Source organism: Pseudomonas sp. OG7, from assembly GCF_014192825.1.
Classification (GTDB): Bacteria; Pseudomonadota; Gammaproteobacteria; order Pseudomonadales; family Pseudomonadaceae; genus Aquipseudomonas; species Aquipseudomonas monteilii.
This window is the reverse complement of sequence record NZ_JACHYK010000001.1, coordinates 943738-965452: the sequence shown is the minus strand read 5'-3', so window position 1 is coordinate 965452 and position 21715 is coordinate 943738. Positions and strand designations below refer to the sequence as shown.

19 protein-coding genes are annotated in these 21715 nt (G+C 63.3%); 12 read left to right on the top strand and 7 right to left on the bottom strand.

The window, feature by feature from the left end:
- Window positions 1–13: 13 nt before the first annotated feature.
- The gene (gene mrcB / locus FHW75_RS04435) at window positions 14–2335 is read right to left on the bottom strand and encodes a penicillin-binding protein 1B (protein ID WP_016712058.1); all 2322 of its coding nucleotides are present in this window, start codon (window positions 2333–2335) and stop codon (window positions 14–16) included.
- Between the two features lie 115 nt (window positions 2336–2450).
- Between mrcB and FHW75_RS04430 the strand changes: the two genes are divergently transcribed.
- On the top strand, window positions 2451–4013 hold the full coding sequence (locus FHW75_RS04430) for a bifunctional aminoglycoside phosphotransferase/ATP-binding protein (RefSeq protein ID WP_183673193.1): 1563 nt from the start codon (window positions 2451–2453) through the stop codon (window positions 4011–4013).
- Window positions 4014–4197: 184 nt separating this feature from the next.
- Window positions 4198–4476, top strand: a complete 279-nt coding sequence (locus FHW75_RS04425; protein WP_016712060.1) for a TfoX/Sxy family protein — start codon at window positions 4198–4200, stop codon at window positions 4474–4476.
- Between the two features lie 208 nt (window positions 4477–4684).
- Here FHW75_RS04425 and FHW75_RS04420 read toward each other — a convergent pair whose 3' ends face one another.
- The 4 genes from FHW75_RS04420 to FHW75_RS04405 are packed head-to-tail and all read right to left on the bottom strand — an operon-like array spanning window position 4685 to window position 8267.
- Entirely contained in the window at window positions 4685–5569 is an 885-nt protein-coding gene (locus FHW75_RS04420) for a ChaN family lipoprotein (RefSeq protein ID WP_161990152.1), read from the bottom strand.
- 12 nt (window positions 5570–5581) lie between these two features.
- Window positions 5582–6349, bottom strand: a complete 768-nt coding sequence (locus FHW75_RS04415) for a heme ABC transporter ATP-binding protein (RefSeq protein WP_027610108.1) — start codon at window positions 6347–6349, stop codon at window positions 5582–5584.
- Complete coding sequence (locus FHW75_RS04410) at window positions 6349–7332, bottom strand: iron ABC transporter permease (protein WP_183673211.1); 984 nt, start codon at window positions 7330–7332, stop codon at window positions 6349–6351. Before FHW75_RS04410 ends, FHW75_RS04415 begins: the two co-directional genes overlap by 1 nt.
- A gap of 50 nt (window positions 7333–7382) precedes the next feature.
- A complete protein-coding gene (locus tag FHW75_RS04405) occupies window positions 7383–8267 on the bottom strand; it encodes a hemin ABC transporter substrate-binding protein (RefSeq protein ID WP_027610107.1) in 885 nt (294 codons plus the stop codon).
- A 148-nt stretch (window positions 8268–8415) separates the two neighbouring features.
- Between FHW75_RS04405 and FHW75_RS04400 the strand changes: the two genes are divergently transcribed.
- Window positions 8416–8733, top strand: coding sequence for a Rieske (2Fe-2S) protein (locus tag FHW75_RS04400; RefSeq protein WP_016712065.1), 318 nt, complete (start codon window positions 8416–8418; stop codon window positions 8731–8733).
- Here the strand turns inward: FHW75_RS04400 and sfsA are convergent.
- Together sfsA and FHW75_RS04390 are read right to left on the bottom strand one after the other, a co-directional pair.
- Entirely contained in the window at window positions 8723–9436 is a 714-nt protein-coding gene (gene sfsA, locus FHW75_RS04395) for a DNA/RNA nuclease SfsA (protein WP_159266608.1), read from the bottom strand. The two genes, FHW75_RS04400 and sfsA, sit on opposite strands and share 11 nt — an antisense overlap.
- Window positions 9436–10608, bottom strand: a complete 1173-nt coding sequence (locus FHW75_RS04390; protein WP_025754258.1) for a pyridoxal phosphate-dependent aminotransferase — start codon at window positions 10606–10608, stop codon at window positions 9436–9438. Before FHW75_RS04390 ends, sfsA begins: the two co-directional genes overlap by 1 nt.
- Window positions 10609–10818: 210 nt before the next feature.
- On the opposite strand from FHW75_RS04390, the gene dksA reads away from it, so the two are divergent.
- The 9 genes from dksA to panC all read left to right on the top strand — a co-directional run bounded on the left by dksA (window position 10819) and on the right by panC (window position 21613).
- Entirely contained in the window at window positions 10819–11262 is a 444-nt protein-coding gene (gene dksA, locus FHW75_RS04385) for an RNA polymerase-binding protein DksA (protein WP_012274224.1), read from the top strand.
- A gap of 63 nt (window positions 11263–11325) precedes the next feature.
- On the top strand, window positions 11326–12213 hold the full coding sequence (gene gluQRS / locus FHW75_RS04380) for a tRNA glutamyl-Q(34) synthetase GluQRS (protein ID WP_183673209.1): 888 nt from the start codon (window positions 11326–11328) through the stop codon (window positions 12211–12213).
- A gap of 189 nt (window positions 12214–12402) precedes the next feature.
- The gene (locus tag FHW75_RS04375) at window positions 12403–12579 is read left to right on the top strand and encodes a hypothetical protein (RefSeq protein ID WP_003250005.1); all 177 of its coding nucleotides are present in this window, start codon (window positions 12403–12405) and stop codon (window positions 12577–12579) included.
- Window positions 12563–15538, top strand: a complete 2976-nt coding sequence (locus tag FHW75_RS04370) for a sensor histidine kinase (protein WP_019098145.1) — start codon at window positions 12563–12565, stop codon at window positions 15536–15538. The genes FHW75_RS04375 and FHW75_RS04370 overlap by 17 nt, the downstream gene beginning before the upstream one ends.
- 4 nt (window positions 15539–15542) lie before the next feature.
- Window positions 15543–16988 (top strand): sigma-54 dependent transcriptional regulator, encoded by a 1446-nt coding sequence (locus FHW75_RS04365; RefSeq protein ID WP_019098146.1) that lies wholly within the window; start codon window positions 15543–15545, stop codon window positions 16986–16988.
- Between the two features lie 837 nt (window positions 16989–17825).
- Entirely contained in the window at window positions 17826–19214 is a 1389-nt protein-coding gene (locus FHW75_RS04360) for a polynucleotide adenylyltransferase PcnB (RefSeq protein WP_027610104.1), read from the top strand.
- Window positions 19211–19690, top strand: coding sequence for a 2-amino-4-hydroxy-6-hydroxymethyldihydropteridine diphosphokinase (gene folK / locus FHW75_RS04355; RefSeq protein ID WP_016712072.1), 480 nt, complete (start codon window positions 19211–19213; stop codon window positions 19688–19690). Before FHW75_RS04360 ends, folK begins: the two co-directional genes overlap by 4 nt.
- Window positions 19691–19952: 262 nt before the next feature.
- Complete coding sequence (gene panB, locus FHW75_RS04350; RefSeq protein WP_019098148.1) at window positions 19953–20753, top strand: 3-methyl-2-oxobutanoate hydroxymethyltransferase; 801 nt, start codon at window positions 19953–19955, stop codon at window positions 20751–20753.
- Window positions 20750–21613, top strand: a complete 864-nt coding sequence (gene panC, locus FHW75_RS04345) for a pantoate--beta-alanine ligase (protein ID WP_016712074.1) — start codon at window positions 20750–20752, stop codon at window positions 21611–21613. The genes panB and panC overlap by 4 nt, the downstream gene beginning before the upstream one ends.
- Window positions 21614–21715 lie beyond the last annotated feature (102 nt).

Sequence of the window (21715 nt, the reverse complement as noted above, 5' to 3'; positions counted from 1 at the left end):
ATGCAGCCTGTGCTTAGTTCATCCAGCCCTTGACCCAGTCCATGACCGATTCGACTGGGTCCTGCTCGCCGCCACAGGTCGCGCCGGCGGGGGGCTCACTGCCGCGAATATACGGCATCTGCACCGCTCCCGGACAGCTGGCATCAGACCCATGACCCGTGTACGGGTCGATCCAGGCCTGCACCACGTTGTCCGGCTGCGGCATGTCCAGCGGCAGCGGGTCGGCCTTCTTCATGAAGCTGGTCCAGACCTGCAGGGCACCGGTGGCACCGGTAAATGGCGTTTTGCCATTATCGTCACGGCCCATCCACACCACGGCCAGCAGGTCCTGGCTGAAGCCGGAGAACCAGCTGTCGCGCGAGTCGTTACTGGTACCGGTCTTGCCCGCCAGGGTCAGCGAGCGTGGCAGCGTGTTGTACACGGAGCGCCCGGTACCTTCACGCATCACCCGCTGCATGGCGTTCTGCACCAGATAGATGGCGCCCGGGTCGAAGGTTTGCTGGATCTGGAACGGGTAGCGCTTGAGCGGTTCGCCTTCGGCAGTGAGCACGCTGCGGATACCGCGCATCGGTGTATTGAAGCCGCCGTTGGCGATGGTCTGGTACATGGTCGCAACCTGCATCGGCGACATGCCACCGGCACCCAGCAGCATGGCCGGGAAGGCTGGCCAGTCGACATTCACCCCCAGACGGCCGATGGTCTTGATCACGTTGGGCACGCCCACTTCCAGACCGAGCTTGGCGGTCGACAAGTTGTACGAGTTGGCCAACCCCTGATACAGGTAGATGGTCCCGTGCGGGCGGCGGTCATAGTTTTGCGGGCGCCAGACCTGGCCGTCGGCACCTTTGACCGAGAATGGCTCGTCCTGCACCCAGCTGGTCAGGGTGTACTTGCTCGGCTGCTCCAGCGCCGTCAGGTACACCGACGGTTTGACCAGCGAGCCGATCGGGCGCACAGCGTCGATGGCCCGGTTGAAGCCGGCGAAGCCTGCCTGGCGGCTTCCGATCAGGGCTTGTACTTCACCGGTTTCCGGGTTGGTCACGACCATTGCCGACTCCACCTCGTCAGCGCCCTTGCGCCCCGCCAGGCGCTTGAAGGTCTCGTTCATCGAGGTCTCGGCCTTCATCTGCAGGATCGGGTCGAAACTGGTGAAGATACGCAGCCCTTCTTCGGTCAAGTCTTCGTCGCGGTAGTCCTGGCGCAACTGGCGCTTGACCAGGTCGAGGAAGGCCGGGAACGAGCTGTCGGCCAGGCTGCCACGCTTGGTCACGCCCAGCGGCATCTTCTTCGCTGCATCGACTTCTGCCTGACTGGCCACGCCTTGCTCGGCCACCAGGTCCAGCACCAGGTTACGGCGGGCCAGGGCGCGGTCAGGGTAACGCCGTGGGTTGTAGTAGGACGGGCCTTTGACCATGCCTACCAGCAAGGCGATCTGGTGCAGTTTCAGCTCCGACAGCGGCTGGCTGAAGAAGAACTGGCTGGCCAAACCGAAGCCGTGAACGGCACGCTGGCCGTCCTGACCGACGAACACCTCGTTGAGGTAGGCCTCCAGGATTTCGCGCTTGTCGTAGTGCAGCTCCAGTAGCACCGCCATCATCGCCTCGGTCAGCTTGCGGCTGAGGCTGCGCTCGCTGCTGAGGTAGAAGTTTTTCACCAACTGCTGGGTCAGGGTACTGCCACCCTGGCGCATCGAGCCGGACGAGGTGTTGACCCACATGGCCCGGGCGATGGACTTGGGCGACACACCAAAGTGGCTGTAGAAGTCGCGGTCTTCGGTGGCCACCAGGGTTTCGAGCAGGTACTTGGGCACCTGGTCGATCTTGATCAGGATGCGGTCTTCGAGGTTTTTCGGGTAGATACCGCCAATCATCAGCGGCTCCAGGCGCACCACATCCAGTGCCTTGCCGTTGGCGCCGGAAAGGCCCGCCACGTAATCGCCCGAGAAACGCACGCGCACGAACTGCGCCGGCTCCATGCCCTCGTAGAACTGGAAGCCTCGGGTATTGAGGTCGACGGTATTACCGTTGATCGCCGCAGCACCCGGGCCGTTGGCCGCACTTTCACGGCGGTAACCGAGCGCATCGAGCTCGGTGAGGAAGTCGTTCTTGCTCAGTTTCTGGCCGGTGAACAACTCCAGTGGCCGGGCATACACCTTGGCCGGGATGGTCCAGCGCTTGCCGGAGAACTTCTCCTGCACAACGGCATCGAGGTAAACCGCGAAGCCGGCAACGATCACCAGGCCTACCAGGCTGAGCTTCAAAGCCCAGCCCAGCCAGGCGCGGGAGCGGCCGGTCGGGCGTTTCGGAGGGGTACGGGGATTTCGGGTTCGGGTCATGGCGGCGGATTATACGCACTTTATAAAGGCTGGGCAGACGGCCCGGCGGTAGGCAGGGACGGCACCATTGACCATAATGGCGCATTCGAATTCCCTTGCCCCGGAAGGATTTGCCGTGAGCCAAGCTCTTATCACTGCGTTGCAGAACCCAGCCCTGTACCCTCACCCTGTGGATGGGTTCCAGCTCATCGAGACGCATATCTCCTGGGTGCTGCTCACCGGCGAGTATGCCTACAAGATCAAGAAACCGATGAACTTCGGATTCCTCGACTTCACCAGCCTGGACCAGCGCCAGCATTTCTGTAACGAAGAGTTGCGCTTGAACCAGCGCATGACCGACGGCCTTTACCTGGAAGTGTTGCCGATCACCGGTAGCGTCGATGCGCCGCAGATCGGTGGCGAAGGCGAGGCCATCGAATACGCGCTGAAGATGCGCCAGTTCCCCCAGGGGCAGATGCTCAGCACCCTGCAGGCCAACGGCGAACTGAATGCCGCGCACATCGACCAGATGGCCCGGCAAATCGCCGAGTTCCACCTGCAGACCCCCAAGGTATCTGCCGAGCAGCCCTACGGTTCGCCTGAAAGCGTCATGGCTCCGGTCGAGCAGAACTTCGAGCAGATCCGCCCATTCCTCACCGACAAGGCGGACCTGCTGCAACTGGACAACCTGCAAGCCTGGGCGCGGAGCAGTTTCGAGCGGCTGCAAGGCCTGTTTGCCTCACGCAAGGCCAATGGTTTCACCCGCGAGTGCCATGGCGACATCCATCTGGGCAACGCCACCCTGATCAACGGCCAGGTGGTGATCTTCGACTGCATCGAGTTCAACGAACCGTTCCGCAAGACCGATGTCTGGGCCGACACCGGCTTCCTCGCCATGGACCTGGAAGACCGCGGCCTCAAGTGCCTGGCACGACGCTTCATCAGCCAGTACCTGGAGCTGACGGGGGATTATGAAGGCCTGGAAGTGCTCAACTTCTACAAAGCCTATCGCGCCCTGGTACGGGCCAAGGTCGCGCTGTTCAGCATGCCGGCCAATGCCGATGGCGTACAACGGGCCACCACCCTGCGCACCTACCGCAACTACGCCAACCTGGCAGAAAGCTACAGCGCCATTCCTTCGCGTCTCCTGGCCATCACCCATGGCGTTTCGGCAGTGGGCAAGAGCCATGTAGCAATGCGCCTGGTGGAGGCCTTGGGCGCCATTCGCGTGCGCTCTGATGTCGAGCGCAAGCGCCTGTTCGGTGAACAACAGCAGGCCGACGCTGGCCCGCTGAGCACCGGTATCTATGGCCAGGACGCCAATGTAGCGACCTACCAGCGCCTGCACGAAGTGGCGGCAACCGTGCTGCGTGCCGGTTTCCCGGTGGTACTGGATGCCACGTACCTCAAGCGTGAGCAGCGCCAGGCTGCGGCCGACGTTGCCAGCCAGACCGGTGTGCCATTCCTGATCCTCGACTGCCACGCCCCGGATGCGGTCATCGCCAGCTGGCTGGAGCAGCGCCAGGCGCAGAACAGCGACCCGTCGGATGCCACGCTGGAAGTGGTCAAGGCGCAACAGGCCAGCCGTGAGCCGCTGGATGGACAGGAGCTTGTGCAAAGCACCCAGGTCGATACCCAGACCGCCGGCAGCATGGACCAGGTGATCGAGCAGATTCGCCAGCGCTTGCCTGGGCTGTAAGTTTGCCGCTTTCATGTGCCGGCCTCTCGCGGGTTTACCCGCGAAGAGGCCGGCACATGCTCCTCAAGGCATCTCGTCACCCCCGATGGCAAAAGGCCGCGCATTTCCCAACCCCCGCTACACTCCTCTCTGACCTGCTCGCGATTTATCCCCCAGACCCGTTCAGCCATCGCAAGGAGGCTCGATGAACGATGAATTGCAGCATCTGAAGAACCTTGGCAAGACCTCTGCGCAGTGGCTGCACGCAGCCGGCATTCACAGTGCATCGGATTTGCGCCGCCTGGGCGCGGTGGGTGCGTACCAGGCCGTGAAGACACGAGGGTTTCGCGCATCAAAGGTGCTGTTGTATGCCATTGAAGGCGCCCTGCTGGACATGCACTGGAACGATTTGCCGCTCGAACGCAAAGAAGCACTCAACCAACAACTCGACGCGAAGAACCCTCCGCAAAAAAATCCAAAATAATCGTGAAAAGGGGATTGACTGCTAAATGAGAATTGTTATGATTATCACAACTGGTCGCGAGACTGGTTGGATAAGCTAAGAGCCCCTGGTTCCGACTCTCAGATTATCTCCTCATCAGGCTAATCACGGTTATTGACCCGGCAATTTGCCGGGTCTTTTTTTGCCTGCAGGTTTTGTGTCGCCTGGCCTGACCCTGTCACCGCTCACATTACTGACGAAACTGCGCGCAATAGTCCTGCTCCGGCATCGCCGCCGTGTACCACACGTAGTCCGCCTCGCCCGGCTCAACCTGCTCGCCCACCTCGGTAAGCAGCAGTACCTTGCTCTGCCCCGATGCGCCCAGATCAGCCAGATGCAGTGGCACGCCCAGGTCCTTGCGCGCGTGGAAGGCCCCTGCGAACAGCAACGCCGGCTGCGGTGCCGCCAGCAAGCGCTCGGCCATGCGCCGGTCGCGCTGTTGCTGCACGGCAAGCATCGCTGGCAACTGGCTTTCAGGCAGCATCCCGCAGTGCCCAGCGCGCACTTGCTCCAGCAACGCAGCCTTTACCGTTGGAGCATTGGACTTATCACCCTTTAACGAAGCGGGCTGCCGATAAGCCTGGCGCATCTCGCCAGGCGACAGGTTGGCCGCCAGCAGCGGCACACGCAGCTGCAAGGCCTCACGCACGATCGGCCCGTACAACTTCCAGTCCCAACCCTCTTGCCACGCCAGGGCCTTGGGCAAGTCTGCCGGCAAAGCATGCGCCTGCACCTTGTCGACCAGCGGTTGCTGCTCGGGCTGCAGCATTTCCAGCAAGAGGCTGCCTTGCGCGCGCCGAGCGTGCAAAGCGCGTAGCAGCCAAAGCTGCAGCGCATGATGATCGGGGTTGTCGTGCTTCTCGCCCACCATGACTTGGGGAGCGTCTGCCAAGCGCTGCACCAGCTGCGCAGGGCTGATCACCTGACCACTGGCAAGGTCGATGATGTGCCCCAACTCGGCATACGCGCGCCCTTCACTGCTCTGCCAGGCGGGTAATGGCGGCAAGCTGGCCTGGCAGCCACCCAGTGACAGCATCAGGCATAGCATGAGACCAGACAGCAGCAGATGACGCATCGGCAATGCCTCCTAGCGGGTGATGATCAGTGGATGCCCACGCTCCGGGTGCGCCTGCACCAGCACGTCAATTCCGTATACCGCTTTCAACGCAGCAGGTGTCAACACCGCCTCGGGCGTGGCAAAGGCATGGCAGCGCCCCTGTTCCAGCAACAGGATACGGTCACAGTAACGCGCCGCTAGGTTCAAGTCGTGCAGGATCACCAGCACTGCGGCGCCACGGTCGGCGAAACGGCGTACAGACTCCAGCGTCGTGTGCTGGTGCAGCGGGTCGAGCATCGAGGTGGGCTCGTCGAGCAGCAGCGTGGTGCCCTCTTCGCCCGGCCACAACTGCGCCAGCACGCGGGCCAGGTGTACTCGCTGCCGCTCTCCTCCCGATAACGCCAGGTAACTGCGGTCCACCAGATGCCAGGCATCTGCCGCCTGCAAGGCCGCTGCAACAATTTCTGCATCGCGCCGCTGCCCGGTGCCATGCGGCATGCGCCCCATGCTCACAACCTCTTCCACCCGGAACGAGAAGCCCAGGCTGGACACCTGCGGCAGCACGGCCAGGCGCCTGGCACGCTCCTGCCCACCCCAGTCAGCCAATGGCCGTCCCTGTAGCGTTACCTGCCCACGGTCCGGTGCCAGTTCGCCACACAACACCCCCAACAGGCTGCTTTTGCCGGCACCGTTGGGGCCTAGCACACCCACAACCTGCCCCGGGCTCAGTTGCAGGTGAATGTCGTGCAGCACCTCATTGCTGCCCCGCCGCAGGTGCAGCCCTTCCACTTGCAACATCAGCTGCGCCCTCGTATCAGCAGGAACAGGAAGAACGGCGCACCGATAAAGGCCGTGACGATACCGATCGGCAACTCGGCAGGCGCCAGCAGCAGCCGCGCGGCCAGGTCGGCGAACAGCATCAGCACGCCGCCCGCCAGCAACGAAGCCGGCAGCACCACCCGGTGATCAGGCCCGGCCAGCAAGCGCACCAGGTGTGGCACCACCAGGCCGATGAAACCGATCAGCCCGGCGGCAGCCACTGCTGCCCCCACCCCCAGCGCCGTGCAGAACACCAGCTCACGCTTGAGCCGCTCCACATCAACGCCCAGGTGGCGTGCCTCCGACTCACCCAGCAACAGCGCATTCAGCGCCTTGGCGCGGCGTGGCAACCACACCGCCACACCCGCGGCCACCAGCAGCAACGGCCACAGCCGCTCGTAGCTGGCGCCATTCAGGCTACCGAGGTTCCAGAACGTCAGGGTGCGCAGGGTAGCGTCGTCGGCCAGGTAGGAGAACAGCCCCACGGCCGCACCGCCCAGCGCGGTCATGGCCACACCGGCCAGCAGCATCGTGGCTACGTTTGTCTGCCCATCGCGCCGCCCCAGGCGGTAAACCAGCGCGGTTACCCCAAGCCCCCCGACAAACGCGCAAAAGGACAGCAAATAGGGCGCGAAGGCCTCCGGCATGCCACCAAACCAGGCACCACCGACAATCGCGACCGCAGCCCCCATCGCAGCCCCGGCGGCCACCCCCACCAGCCCTGGGTCGGCCAGCGGGTTACGGAACAGCCCCTGCATGGCCACACCGGACAGCGCCAGCACCGCGCCCACCGCGAACCCCAACAGGGTACGCGGCAGGCGGATCTGGCCCAGGATCATCTCGGCCTGTTGCAGGCCGTCAGCCGCAATCGGCAGCCCCAGCAGGCGCAGGCCGGCACGCAGGGTGTCGAACAGCGGCAGGCTGACCGGCCCCAAGGCCAACGACAGCCAGACCGCCAACAGGCACAACAGGCTCAGGCAAATGAACAACGTACGTGGCTGCACCCGCTGCTTCATTGTGCAAAGCTGGCCTTGGCCGCCGGGTAGAAGTTGGCAGCCAGCGACTGCAAGGTAGCCGGCAGTCGTGGCCCAAGACCGCCGACCAGCAATGTTGGGTCAAGCGATACAAGGCGCTTCTCACGCACCGCACGGGACGCCGCCAGCGCAGGGTTCTCTTTCAGCAGCGCCTGCAAGGCCTGCTCATCGGCCAGCGCCCGGTCGGAGAACACGATCACATCCGGGTCCAGTGCAGCCAGTGCTTCGTTGGAGAAATTCTTGTAACCCTGATGCGCTGCCAGGTTACGCCCACCCGCCTGGCCCAACAGCCAGTCACCCGCAGTGCCCTGCCCGGCAATCAGCGGCTTGGCACCGGCATGCCCGACGAGTAGCAGCACGCCCGGCGCCTTGTGCCCTGCCTGGGCCTGCTTGACCTTGACCTGCAAACCCTCAACTTGCTGGTGGTAACTGGCCGCCAACGCCGACGCTTGCTGCTCGGCGCCAAGCAACTGGCCCAGGTGCTCGAGGTTTTCATCCACCGCCGACAGCTCGGCCTTGCTGGAAAACAACTCCACCTGCACACCCGCCTTGCGGATTTGCGCGAGCACCGGTGGCGGGCCCATTTCTTCGGTGCCCACCAACACATCCGGTCGCAGACTGAGGATGCCTTCTGCCGACAGTTGCCGCTGGTAACCCACGCTAGGCAGTGATTTCAACGATGCCGGGTGCTGGCTGGTGGTATCAACCCCCACCAGCCGCGCTTCACCGCCCAGCGCAGTTATCCACTCACTCAGTGCACCACCCGCGCTGACCCAGCGTTGCGGCAGCTCGGCCGCCAAGGCCTGGGTAGAGAGCACAAGGTTTGCGCACAGCGCGAGCAAGGCGACGGGACGGCGCATCATCGGGTTCCTTCTGAAGGCGGGCCGCGCGCCTTGTGGCGAGCGGCAGAACTGCGCACCATAGGTAGCCAGGCGCAGCGAATGCGGGCAATTTGATAATTATTCGCATTGGTGCGTCAAGCCATCATCTGTTTCACGAGTCGTCCTTGCCATGCACTTCCTTTGTACCTCCCACGGCCTGGCCGAAGGCCAAAGCCGCGCCTTCAGCGTAGACGGCGTCGAACTGTTCGGCGTGCGCCGCCAGGGCCAGGTGTACCTGTACCGCAACCGCTGCCCGCATCGGGGGATCCCGCTGAACTGGGCAGAAGACGCGTTTCTGGATGACAGCGCCAGCCTCATCCACTGTGCCCACCATGGCGCGCTGTTCCTGATAGAAAGCGGCGAATGTGTGGCCGGCCCCTGTGAAGGAGAGCAACTTCAGCCCATGGGCTGCCACGAAGACAGCCAGGGCATCTGGTTCAAGGGTTGAGCAGCACTGACAAGCGGCGGTCGATGACGATGCCTTCAGCGTCCAGGCGGGTCCCGTAAGCCAGTACCTCCACTCCGTCGGCCACTGCGGCACGCAGCGCCTGAGCGTAGGCACCGTCGATTTCCTCGGCCGGGCGCACGGCATCGATACCGGTCAGGTTCACACAATACAGTTGTACCGCCCGCACGCCCTGCCGGGCCAGCGTGGCCAACTCGCGCAGGTGCTTGGCACCGCGCTGCGTCACCGCATCCGGGAACGCTGCGACCGTGCTGTCGGGGTAGCCCAAGGTCACGCTCTTGACCTCGACATACACGGGGGCACCGTCAAACTCCAGGCGAAAGTCGATCCGGCTGCCTTCCTCGCCGTAAGCCACTTCGCGCTTGAGCGCCGTGAAGCCGGCCAGCTCGGTAATCACGTCTGCCCGCAGTGCCTCCTCGACCAGCGCATTGGCCCGCCCGGTATTCACACAGGCCAGCCGACCCTGCGGCGTTTCGCTGATTTCCCAGGTGCCCGGCAGCTTGCGCTTGGGGTCGTTGGAGCGGCTGAACCACACCTGCCCGCCTTCACGCATGCAGTTGAGCATGGAGCCGGTGTTCGGGCAGTGAATGGTCAGCTGTTCACCGTTGGCCAGTTCGATATCGGCCAGAAAGCGCTTGTAGCGGCGCAGCAGGCGGCCCTGCTCAAGTGAAGGAGAGAAACGCATCAGCCTTGCCAGCTCCGCAGGCCACGGGCAATGCGCTGCACCGCCTCCTCCAGGCGTGGCAGGCTCTGGGTGTAGGCAAAGCGCACATGGTGGCCGGCCAGGTGGCGGCCGAAGTCCAGGCCCGGCGTGAAGGCCAGGTGCTCGGTTTCGAGGAAGTGCCGACAGAAGGCGAACGCATCACCGCCAAAGGCACTGATGTCGGCATACAGGTAGAACGCGCCCTGTGGCTCGACGGCAATGCGGAAGCCCAGTTCGCGCAGGGCTGGCAACAGGTAGTCGCGACGGCGGGCGAATTCGGCGCGGCGTTCTTCGAAAATGGCCAGGGTTTCCGGCTGGAAGCATGCCAGAGCGGCATGCTGCGCCATGCTAGGTGCGCTGATGTACAGGTTCTGCGCCAGTTTTTCCAGATCGGCCACTGCGCCGGGCGGCGCCACCAGCCAGCCGAGGCGCCAACCGGTCATGCCGAAATACTTGGAAAAACTATTCAGGACGAACGCCGAGTTGTCGACTTCCAGCACGCTTGGCGCGTCCATGCCATAGGTAAGGCCATGGTAGATCTCGTCCACCACCAGGTGGCCGTGACGCTCATGGGTGGCCCTGGCAAGGCTGGCCAGCTCGTCACGCCCCAGCACGGTGCCGGTCGGGTTGGCCGGCGAAGCGACCAGAGCGCCCACCGTGTCCTTGTCCCAGTAACGCTCGACCAGGTCGGCCGTCAGTTGGTAATTCACGTCCGGCCCTACCGGCACCAACTGCGCGCCACCCTCGACCAGGCGCAGGAAGTGGCGGTTGCACGGGTAGCCCGGGTCCGCCAGCAGCCAGTGCTTGCCTGGGTCAACCAACAGGCTGGTGGCCAACAGCAATGCACCAGAGCCCCCCGGGGTGATGAGGATGCGCTCCGGGTCGATACTCAGCCCATACCGCTGGCCATAAAAGCCGGCAATGGCTTCGCGCAGTTGTGGCAGCCCACGTGCAGCGGTGTAGCGGGTGTGCCCGGCGGCCAACGCTGCCTGCCCGGCGGCGACGATCGGTGTGGCAGTGGTGAAGTCCGGTTCGCCGATTTCCAGGTGGATCACGTCGTGCCCGGCCGCCTGCAGCTCGTTGGCCCGGGCCAGCAGTGCCATGACATGGAAGGGTTCGATGGCGCGACTGCGCGCACTGTAGGGGTGGGCCATGACCTTCTCTCAATTGGGTCTAAACTGGAGATTCTACCTCTGCACGCTACCGAACGTACGGCTCAGGCCGCTGTCAATTGCCAGTAACAGGCGGGGTAGCGCACCCCCGATCTATCTGGTAAGTTCGGCGGCTCGCAGTCGCAGGGCCGGCGGGTGCCGGAGATGGAGCAGCCTGCGCATTGGATCAGATGAGTGAGAGGCGGTCTATTCATGTCCACCGTAGAAAAGCAAAAAGCCCAGACCATGTACGGTGTCGAGCCATACGTAGAAACCAAGGGTGAAGAGTACATGGGCGAGCCCATGAAAAAGCACTTCACCAAGCTTCTCGGCGCCTGGAAGCAAGAGCTGATGACCAGTGTGGACCGTACTGTGGACCACATGAAGGACGAAGCAGCCAACTTCCCCGACCCGGCCGACCGCGCCAGCCAGGAAGAAGAATTCGCCCTGGAGCTGCGCAACCGCGACCGCGAGCGCAAGCTGATCAAGAAAATCGACAAGACCCTCGACAAGATCAAGGCCGATGAATACGGCTGGTGTGAGTCGTGCGGTATCGAAATCGGCCTGCGCCGCCTGGAAGCCCGTCCGACCGCGGACCTGTGCTTCGACTGCAAGGAAATCGCCGAGAAAAAGGAAAAAACGGTCGGCAAAGGCTGATCTTTCTTCCACCTGAACGGGGCGCTCGATGCGCCCCGTTTCATTTATATGCCCAGCCAGACCATGACCGACTCCAGCTACATCGGGCGCTTTGCCCCTACCCCCAGCGGCTTCCTGCACTTCGGCTCGCTGGTCGCCGCCCTCGCCTCCTGGCTCGATGCCCGCGCCGTCAACGGCCGCTGGCTGCTGCGCATGGAAGACACCGACCCACCCCGCGAAATGCCCGGCGCCCGCGATGCCATCCTGCAAACCCTCGAACGTTACGGCCTGGAATGGGATGACGAGGTTGTGTTCCAGAGCCAGCGCCACGACGCCTACGCGGCGGTGGTCGACCGCCTGTTCAACATGGGCCTGGCTTATGCCTGCACGTGTTCGCGCAAGCAACTGGAGGGTTACAACGGGATTTACCCGGGCCTGTGCCGCAACGCCGGGCATGCCCGTGAAGGCGCAGCAATCCGCTTGCGCGTGCCCGAGCTGATCTACCGCTTTACCGACCGGGTGCAGGGTGAGTACCAGCAACACCTGGGGCGTGAGGTGGGCGACTTTGTCATCCAGCGCCGTGACGGGCTGTATGCTTACCAGCTGGCAGTGGTGCTGGACGATGCCTGGCAGGGTGTTACCGATATCGTGCGTGGCGCCGACCTGCTCGACAACACCCCGCGCCAGCTGTACCTGCAAGAGCTGCTGGGCTTTTCGCAGCCGCGCTACCTGCATATTCCACTGATCGTACAGCCGGACGGGCACAAGCTGGGCAAGTCGTACCGCTCGCCGCCGTTGCAGGCGGAGCATGCTACGCCGTTGTTGCTCCGGGCCTTGCGGGCGCTGGGGCAAGAAGCAGACCTTGAGTTACTGCTGGCAACACCGGCTGAAGTGCTGGCGGTGGCGCGCAAGCAGTGGCGGCCAGAGGCGATTGCGCAGCGGACAACGGTGCCAGAGGCTGATTTGCGCTGAGCCCCATACCTGACTGGCAATGCGCTCCTACAGGGATCGCAAAAAGCTGAAAAAGGGGCATCACACCGAGCATCAAAAGCCCAACAAATTCAAACCCTTGGCGAACACCGTGGATTCCCGCTAGCATCCCCCCCGCCATTTGCGCCAATAATAAGTCCAAGCCCGCAGCGCCCAACCATCGAGGCCAGCATGTACATCTATCGTTTGGTCCTGCTTCTGGTCGTGGGGATCTACCTGTTCTCCCCGGCCATCATGGACTGGTGGATCGAACCGACCGGTGCCTGGTACCGCCCTTACCTGCTCTGGCTGATCCTGATCGTCGTCACCTTCATCCTGCAGAGCCAACGAGATGCCGATGAGCTTTAGCCTGACCCAGATGATCCTGATCAGCGCCGGGTACCTCATGGTGCTGTTTGGCGTGGCCTGGATCAGCGAGCGGGGGGTCATCCCGCGCTCGATCATTCGCCACCCGCTTACCTACACCCTGTCGCTGGGCGTATACGCCAGTGCCTGGGCCTTCTATGGCTCAGTCGGCCTGGCCTACCAGTACGGCTACGGCTTCCTCGCCTGTTACCTGGGCGTGTCCGGCGCGTTCCTGCTGGCACCGGTGCTGCTATACCCGATCCTCAAGATCACCCGCACCTACCAGCTGTCATCACTGGCCGACCTGCTGGCATTCCGCTTCCGCAGTACCTGGGCGGGGGCGCTGACCACCATCATCATGCTGATTGGCGTGTTGCCTTTGCTGGCGCTGCAAATCCAGGCGGTGGCCGACTCGATCAGCATCCTCACCGGTGAGCCGGTCAAGGCAAGGGTGGCATTCGCCTTCTGTACGCTGATCATCCTGTTCACCATCTTCTTCGGTTCGCGGCACATCGCCACGCGCGAGAAACACGAAGGGCTGGTGTTCGCCATCGCCTTCGAATCGGTGATCAAGCTGCTGGCCCTGGGCGGCATCGGCCTCTACGCCCTTTATGGCGTATTTGGCGGCCCGCACGAACTGGAAGTCTGGCTGCTGCAGAACCAGACCGCCCTGGCCGCCCTGCACACCCCGCTGCAGGAAGGGCCATGGCGCACCCTGCTGCTGGTGTTCTTCGCCTCGGCCATCGTCATGCCGCACATGTACCACATGGCCTTCACCGAAAACCTCAACCCCCGCTCGCTGGTCAGCGCCAGCTGGGGCCTGCCGCTGTTCCTGCTGCTGATGAGCCTGGCCGTGCCGCTGGTGCTGTGGGCCGGCCTGCGCCTGGGCGCCAGTACCAACCCAGAGTACTTCACCCTGGGCCTGGGTATTGCCGCCAACAACGAGGCACTGGCACTGTTGGCCTACGTCGGCGGCTTGTCGGCCGCCAGCGGCCTGATCATCGTTACCACCCTGGCGCTGTCGGGCATGGCCCTCAACCACCTGGTGTTGCCGCTGTATCAACCCCCGGCCGAGGGCAACATCTACCGCTGGCTGAAGTGGACCCGCCGCGCGCTGATCGTTGCCATCATCACTGCCGGCTTCATGTTCTACCTGACCCAGAACAACCACCAGAGCCTGGCCAATCTGGGCATCGTCGCCTTCGTCGCCACCCTGCAGTTCCTGCCCGGGGTGCTGTCGGTGCTGTACTGGCCCACCGCCAACCGCCGCGGCTTCATCGCCGGGCTCCTGGCCGGCACCCTGGTGTGGATGGTGACCATGCTGCTGCCGCTGCTGGGCAACCTGCAGGGCTTCTACATCCCGCTGCTGGACATGATCTATGTGCTGGACGACACCAGCTGGCACATGGCGGCCATTGCCTCGCTGGCGGCCAACGTGCTGCTGTTTACCCTGATCTCGCTGTTCACCAACGCCAGCAACGAAGAAGTCAGCGCGGCCGAAGCCTGCGCGGTGGACAACGTGCGCCGTCCGCAGCGCCGCGAGCTGCACGCTGCCTCGCCCCAGGAGTTCGCCACCCAGCTGGCCAAACCGCTGGGCGCCAAGGCCGCACAAAAGGAAGTGGAGCAGGCCCTGCGCGACCTCTACCTGCCGTTCGACGAGCGCCGCCCCTATGCCCTGCGTCGCCTGCGAGACCGCATCGAAGCCAACCTGTCCGGGTTGATGGGACCGAGCGTGGCCCAGGACATGGTCGAGACCTTCCTGCCGTACAAGTCCGGTAACGAAAACTACGTGACCGAAGACATCCATTTCATCGAAAGCCGCCTGGAAGACTACCACTCGCGCCTGACCGGCCTTGCCGCAGAGCTCGATGCCCTGCGCCGTTACCACCGCCAGACCCTGCAGGAGCTGCCCATGGGCGTCTGCTCGCTGGCCAAGGACCAGGAAATCCTGATGTGGAACAAGGCCATGGAGGAGCTCACCGGCATCGCGGCCAAGCATGTGGTCGGCTCGCGTCTGGTCACCATCGACGAGCCTTGGCGCGGCCTGCTGCAAGGCTTCATCAACGTGCCCGACGAGCACCTGCACAAGCAGCGCCTGGCGCTGGACGGCCAGCCGCGCTGGCTGAACCTGCACAAGGCCGCCATCGACGAGCCGCTGGCACCCGGAAACAGCGGCCTGGTGCTGCTGGTGGAAGACTTGACCGAAACCCAGGCACTGGAAGACAAGCTGGTGCATTCCGAGCGCCTGGCCAGCATCGGCCGCCTGGCCGCTGGCGTAGCCCACGAAATCGGCAACCCGATTACCGGCATCGCCTGCCTGGCGCAAAACCTTCGTGAGGAACGTGAAGGTGATGGCGAAATCATCGAGCTGTCCAGCCAGATCCTCGACCAGACCAAGCGCGTCTCACGCATCGTCCAGTCGCTGATGAGCTTCGCCCATGCCGGCGGCAGCCACCAGAACAGCGAAGAGCCGGTGTGCCTGGCCGAAGTGGCGCAGGACGCCATCGGTCTGCTGGCGTTGAACCGGCGCAATTTCGAAGTACAGTTCTTCAACCTCTGCGACCCGGACCACTGGGCCGAAGGGGACCCGCAGCGCCTGGCTCAGGTGCTGATCAACCTGCTCTCCAACGCCCGCGACGCATCAAAGCCCGGCAGCGCCGTGCGCGTGCGCAGCGAAGTGAGCGAGCACACCGTCGACCTGATCGTCGAGGATGAGGGCAGCGGGATACCGAAGAGCATCATGGACCGCCTGTTCGAACCCTTCTTCACCACCAAGGACCCGGGCGAAGGAACCGGACTGGGGCTCGCTCTGGTCTATTCCATCGTGGAAGAGCATTATGGGCAAATCACCATCGACAGCCCGGCCGATATCGAACGGCAACGTGGCACCCGGATCCGCGTGACCCTGCCCCGGCATGTCGTAGCGACGTCCCCTGAAATTCGAGACCGTCGAGAGAATTGAATCAATGCCGCACATTCTGATCGTCGAAGACGAAACCATCATCCGCTCGGCCTTGCGTCGCCTGCTCGAGCGGAACCAGTACCAGGTCAGCGAAGCCGGCTCGGTGCAGGAAGCCCAGGAACGCTTCAGCATTGCCACCTTCGACCTCATCGTCAGCGACCTGCGCCTGCCAGGTGCGCCCGGCACCGAGCTGATCAAGCTCGGCCAAGGTACCCCGGTGCTGATCATGACCAGCTACGCCAGCCTGCGCTCGGCGGTGGACTCGATGAAAATGGGCGCGGTGGACTACATCGCCAAGCCCTTTGACCACGACGAGATGCTGCAGGCCGTGGCACGCATCCTGCGCGACCGGCAGAACGCTCCGGCCGCCGCACCGGCTGCCGAGCCACGCGCCACCAATGGCAAGGCCGCCCCGGCCGACAAAGGCAGCACGGCTGCGGCCAATGGCGAAATCGGCATCATCGGTTCATGCCCGCCCATGCAGGACATGTACAGCAAGATCCGCAAGGTTGCACCCACCGACTCCAATGTGCTGATCCAGGGTGAGTCGGGTACCGGTAAAGAGCTGGTGGCCCGCGCCCTGCACAACCTGTCACGCCGGGCCAAGGCACCGATGATCTCGGTGAACTGCGCAGCCATCCCCGAGACCTTGATCGAGTCCGAACTGTTCGGCCACGAGAAAGGCGCATTCACCGGTGCCAGCGCCGGGCGTGCGGGCCTGGTAGAGGCCGCCGACGGTGGCACGCTGTTCCTTGACGAAATCGGTGAACTGCCACTGGAAGCCCAGGCCCGTCTGCTGCGTGTACTGCAGGAAGGCGAGATTCGCCGGGTGGGTTCGGTGCAGTCGCAAAAGGTCGATGTGCGCCTGATAGCCGCGACCCACCGCGACCTGAAGAACCTGGCCAAGGCCGGCCAGTTCCGCGAAGACCTTTACTATCGCCTGCACGTCATCGCCCTGAAACTGCCTGCCCTGCGCGAGCGCGGCAGTGACGTGAACGAGATCGCCAGCGCCTTCCTCGCCCGCCAACGCGCGCGTATCGGTCGCGACGACCTGCACTTCTCGGCTGAAGCCGAGCAAGCCATTCGTCATTACAGCTGGCCGGGTAACGTGCGTGAGTTGGAAAACGCCGTGGAGCGTGCGGTGATTCTTAGCGAGAGCGCAGAAATTTCGGCCGACCTGCTGGGCATCGACATTGAACTGGGCGACCTGGAGGAGGACGAAATCCTCAACAACGCTTTGGTTGCAGCCAGTGCTGCCAATGCCAGCCACGAGCCGACCGAAGACCTGTCGCTGGAAGACTACTTCCAGCACTTCGTGCTCGAACACCAGGACCACATGACCGAGACCGAGCTGGCACGCAAGCTTGGCGTCAGCCGCAAGTGCCTTTGGGAACGCCGTCAGCGCCTGGGCATCCCGCGGCGCAAGAGCAACGTTACCAGCGATAACTGACCTGCCTGGGCGGGAGGTTCCTCCTGCCCCTTCTCTACCAGCCTCACCGGCCTATTCGCGGGCTCGCCCGCTCCCACAGGGACCGCACAACCTGGCAGCCCGTGGTGATCCTGTGGGAGCGGGCAAGCCCGCGAAAGGGCCAGCATAGCTAGCCACCACACCCCAGGTAACACATCAGTCCCCGCAAAAATCTGTTACCCAACCTTTCCGTCGTAACAGTTCCCGAGGCGTACGGTAACGAAATCCCGACATTTTCAGCCCCTCGAAAATCGCTTGAACGCCCCAAACCCTTGATTTTATTGGGTTTGCAAAAGTTGGCACGGCACCTGCTATATGCTTAGTACAAAAACAATAACAAGCACTGCAACTCAGAATAAGAACAAGACGAAACGGCTCACGCACAATAAAAACAAGACGGCGGAGGCGCAGCTAACTGATTCTTTTGGAGAGGATGCGTGTTTGGGGCTTGCCCCACAACCAGGCAGAGAACAACAAAAACTGCACTAAAAAGCAGCGCCTGAACTGGTTGGATCGACAGATCAACGTGACATCAGCGGCCAAAGCAATCCGTTTGCTCTTAACCCCTGGATTGGGGGTCGTCCACAAGCTTCGAGATTTGTGGACAGGGCACTCAACAAAAACAAGAAGCCCAGCAAAAAAACAATAAGAGCACGCAACGACTTCTTGGGGAGCTTAGGCTCCCCTTGTCGTTTCTACCCTTCTGGCAGGCATCCTGCTACCCGCCTACACCATTCCCTGAGTAAATGCTAGAATCCCCGCCCATCATGCGGCCATTCTCCTATTCTTGGCCGAACATTCCTTCAAACAGTGCATCCCATGCTGAAGAAGCTGTTCCAGTCGTTCCGCCCGCCCGTACCGGGCCAGCACCACAGGCGCACCACGCCTGAGGTGATCAACAAAAGCCAGCACTCGCTGCAGCGCCACCAGTTCAGCCGCCATGCGGTGAACATCGTGGAACGCCTGCAAAGCGCCGGCTACCAGGCTTACCTGGTCGGTGGTTGTGTCCGCGACCTGATGCTGGGCATCACGCCGAAAGACTTCGACGTCGCCACCAGTGCCACTCCCGAACAGGTCCGTGCCGAGTTCCGCAACGCGCGCATCATTGGTCGCCGCTTCAAGCTGGTCCACGTGCATTTCGGCCGTGAGATCATCGAAGTCGCCACCTTCCGCGCCCCTCACTCGGAAGACGATCAGGGCGACAGCCACCGTTCGTCGCACAATGCCAGTGGCCGCATCCTGCGTGACAACGTGTACGGCTCCCTGGAAGAAGACGCGCAACGCCGCGACTTCACCATCAACGCCCTGTACTACGACCCGGTCAGCGAGCGCATTCTCGATTACGCCAACGGTGTGCACGACGTGCGCAACCGCCTGCTGCGGCTGATCGGTGACCCGACCCACCGCTACCAGGAAGACCCGGTGCGCATGCTGCGCGCGGTGCGTTTTGCCGCCAAGCTCGACTTTGGCATCGAAAAGCACACGGTCCAGCCGATTCGCGAACTGGCCCCGTTGCTGCGCGAGATCCCGCCAGCGCGCCTGTTCGAGGAAAGCCTCAAGCTGTTCCTTTCCGGCCAAGGCGCCATCGCTTTCGAAATGCTGGTCGACCTGCAGCTGTTCGAGCCGCTGTTCCCGGCCAGTGCCCACGCCCTGGACGAGCGCCCGACCTACACCCACACGCTGATCAGCCAGGCACTGAACAACACCGACCTGCGCGTGAAGCAAGGCAAGCCGGTCACGCCGGCGTTCCTGTTCGCTGCACTGCTGTGGCCAGCCTTGCCGTCCCGCGTGCTGCACCTGCAGAACCAGGGTGTACCGCCGATCCCGGCCATGAACGGTGCCGCTCACGACCTGATCGCCGAGCAATGCGCACGCATCGCCATCCCCAAGCGCTTCACCCTGCCGATCCGCGAGATCTGGGACATGCAGGAGCGCCTGCCACGTCGCAGTGGCAAGCGTGCCGACATGCTGCTGGACAACCCGCGCTTCCGCGCCGGTTACGACTTCCTGCTGCTGCGTGAAAGCGCAGGCGAAGAAACCGACGACCTCGGCCAGTGGTGGACCGATTACCAGGATGCCAACGACAGCGAGCGCCGCGAGATGATCCGCGAGCTGGGCAGCCGTGACGAAGGCACCGGTACCGGCCCGCGCAAACGCAAGCGCAGCGGCAGCAAGCGCAAACGCGGTGGCGACGAGGCGTTCGAGTGAAGACCCGCGCCTACGTCGGTCTGGGCAGCAACCTGGACGCACCTGCCGAGCAACTGCGCAGCGCCTTGCAGGCGCTTGACCAGGTGGACGGAACGCGCCTGGTAGCGGCCTCGGCCCTGTACACCAGCGACTCGTTGCTGCCCGGCCAACCGCGCTACACCAACGCAGTTGCTGCCCTGGACACCGCTCTGCCGCCCCTGGCCCTGCTCGATGCGCTGCAGGCCATCGAGAACGACCAGGGCCGCGTACGCAAGGAACGCTGGGGCCCGCGCACGCTGGACCTGGACATCCTGCTGTTCGGTGATCAGGTACTCGACGAACCACGCCTGAAAGTGCCGCACTACCACATGCACGCCCGCCCCTTCGTGCTGTACCCGCTGGCCGAACTGGTACCGGGCGATTTCCGCCTGGCCGATGGCCGCGCCCTCGCACAGTTACTCGACGACTGTCCGTTCGTCGGCCTGGAACGCTTGTAAACCGGGCGTTCCAGCCTGGCACGCCACCGCGGTAACGCCAGTAACACCCTGATCGTAACAATGCGGTAACAGGGTGATTGACTTCCCCCACCTCGCTCACGACTATAGGCGTCCCGTGTGACACCAAAGTGCCGCATACCCGTATTTAGGCCCGGACGGACCTGTGCCCGAACATCACGCGCGATGATGTGCCGCTCCGGAAGATGACTACACGCGTTGAATGCAGTCGTTTTTTACAGCGCCTGAACGAGGAATTTCCTACATGCCTGAAGTAACCCTCACCACCCTCAATGGCCTCAAGGCCAAGGGTGAAAAAATCACCATGCTGACCTGCTACGACGCGACCTTCGCCAAGGCCGCCAGCCAGGCCGGTGTCGAAGTGTTGCTGGTGGGCGACTCGCTGGGGATGGTCCTGCAGGGCCACGACAGCACCTTGCCGGTCACCACAGCAGACATGGCCTACCACACCGCCTGCGTCAAACGCGGTAATGACGGCGCCCTGATCCTTGCCGACCTGCCGTTCATGGCACATGCCACCCCGGAGCTGGCCTTCGCCAACAGCGCCACGCTGATGCAAGCCGGCGCCCACATGATCAAGATCGAAGGCGCTGCCTGGCTGGCAGAAACCATCCGCCTGCTGGCCGAGCGTGGCGTGCCGGTGTGCGCACACATGGGCCTGACCCCGCAGACCGTCAATGTGCTGGGCGGCTACAAGGTCCAGGGCCGCCAGGAGGCCCAGGCCCGGCAGATGCGTGCCGACGCCATCGCCCTGGAGCAGGCCGGTGCCGCCATGCTGCTGCTTGAATGTGTACCCAGCGAACTGGCGGCAGAAATCACCAATGCCGTGGGCATCCCGGTAATCGGCATCGGCGCCGGCAGCGCCACCGATGGCCAGGTGCTGGTGCTGCACGACATGCTCGGCCTGTCACTGAGCGGCCGGGTACCGAAGTTCGTGAAGAACTTCATGGAAGGCCAGCCAGACATTCAAGGTGCCCTTGTCGCCTATGTCGAGGCCGTCAAGCAAGTCAGCTTCCCAGGTAGCGAACACGGGTTCAGTGCATGAATACAGTCAAAACCGTCCGTGAACTGCGTGCAGCCGTTGCCCGCGCCCGCGGTGAAGGCAAACGCATCGGCTTCGTGCCGACCATGGGCAACCTGCACAGCGGCCACGCAGCCTTGGTGACCAAAGCTGCACAGCGCGCCGACTTTGTGGTGGCCAGCATCTTCGTCAACCCGCTGCAGTTCGGCGCCAACGAAGACCTGGACAAATACCCGCGCACCCTGGCCGCCGACCAGGAACGCCTGCTGCAAGCCGGCTGCAACCTGCTGTTCGCGCCCACCGTGGAAGAGATGTACCCCGACGGCATGAGCGTGCAAACCCGAGTCAGCGTACCGCAGCTTTCCGAAGGCCTCTGCGGCGCCAGCCGGCCTGGGCATTTCGAAGGCGTGGCCACCGTGGTCAACAAGCTGTTCAACATGGTCCAGCCGGACCTTGCCGTATTCGGTGAAAAGGACTTTCAGCAACTGGCAGTGATCCGTGCCATGGTGCGCGACCTGAACATGCCGGTCCAGATCATCGGCGAGCCCACCGTGCGTGCTGAAGATGGCCTGGCGCTGTCGTCGCGCAATGGTTACCTCACGCCCGAGCAGCGTATTGCAGCGCCCGCGCTGTACCGCACACTGCAGCACATTGCAGCGGGCATCAGCCGTGGCCAACGGGATTTTGCCGCGCTGGTCGCTGAAGGCCAGGCGCAACTGAGCACTGCCGGTTTCCGCCCGGACTACCTGGAAGTGCGTCATGCCGTGAGCCTGCGCCCGGCAATGATCGATGATCGCGACCTGGTTGTGATCGCGGCGGCTTACCTCGGTAACACCCGGTTGATCGACAACCTTTACCTGCACGTCGAAGACAAGACCGCGTAATAGCCTGGGGCTGCTTTGCAGCCCCAAAATCACCCTGCCATACCCATTCCCAGCGCGTGGCCTTTGCCTATAATGATGCCAGCCTGAACCCGGCAATGACTG

What these genes read in the sequence shown, in the direction of transcription:
- mrcB (WP_016712058.1), bottom strand. Translation starts at nt 2,335, where the DNA reads ATGACCCGAACCCGAAATCCCCGTACCCCTCCGAAACGCCCGACCGGC.
- FHW75_RS04425 (WP_016712060.1), top strand. Translation starts at nt 4,198, where the DNA reads ATGAACGATGAATTGCAGCATCTGAAGAACCTTGGCAAGACCTCTGCG.
- FHW75_RS04420 (WP_161990152.1), bottom strand. Translation starts at nt 5,569, where the DNA reads ATGCGTCATCTGCTGCTGTCTGGTCTCATGCTATGCCTGATGCTGTCA.
- FHW75_RS04415 (WP_027610108.1), bottom strand. Translation starts at nt 6,349, where the DNA reads ATGTTGCAAGTGGAAGGGCTGCACCTGCGGCGGGGCAGCAATGAGGTG.
- FHW75_RS04405 (WP_027610107.1), bottom strand. Translation starts at nt 8,267, where the DNA reads ATGATGCGCCGTCCCGTCGCCTTGCTCGCGCTGTGCGCAAACCTTGTG.
- FHW75_RS04400 (WP_016712065.1), top strand. Translation starts at nt 8,416, where the DNA reads ATGCACTTCCTTTGTACCTCCCACGGCCTGGCCGAAGGCCAAAGCCGC.
- sfsA (WP_159266608.1), bottom strand. Translation starts at nt 9,436, where the DNA reads ATGCGTTTCTCTCCTTCACTTGAGCAGGGCCGCCTGCTGCGCCGCTAC.
- FHW75_RS04390 (WP_025754258.1), bottom strand. Translation starts at nt 10,608, where the DNA reads ATGGCCCACCCCTACAGTGCGCGCAGTCGCGCCATCGAACCCTTCCAT.
- dksA (WP_012274224.1), top strand. Translation starts at nt 10,819, where the DNA reads ATGTCCACCGTAGAAAAGCAAAAAGCCCAGACCATGTACGGTGTCGAG.
- gluQRS (WP_183673209.1), top strand. Translation starts at nt 11,326, where the DNA reads ATGACCGACTCCAGCTACATCGGGCGCTTTGCCCCTACCCCCAGCGGC.
- FHW75_RS04375 (WP_003250005.1), top strand. Translation starts at nt 12,403, where the DNA reads ATGTACATCTATCGTTTGGTCCTGCTTCTGGTCGTGGGGATCTACCTG.
- FHW75_RS04370 (WP_019098145.1), top strand. Translation starts at nt 12,563, where the DNA reads ATGCCGATGAGCTTTAGCCTGACCCAGATGATCCTGATCAGCGCCGGG.
- FHW75_RS04365 (WP_019098146.1), top strand. Translation starts at nt 15,543, where the DNA reads ATGCCGCACATTCTGATCGTCGAAGACGAAACCATCATCCGCTCGGCC.
- FHW75_RS04360 (WP_027610104.1), top strand. Translation starts at nt 17,826, where the DNA reads ATGCTGAAGAAGCTGTTCCAGTCGTTCCGCCCGCCCGTACCGGGCCAG.
- panB (WP_019098148.1), top strand. Translation starts at nt 19,953, where the DNA reads ATGCCTGAAGTAACCCTCACCACCCTCAATGGCCTCAAGGCCAAGGGT.
- panC (WP_016712074.1), top strand. Translation starts at nt 20,750, where the DNA reads ATGAATACAGTCAAAACCGTCCGTGAACTGCGTGCAGCCGTTGCCCGC.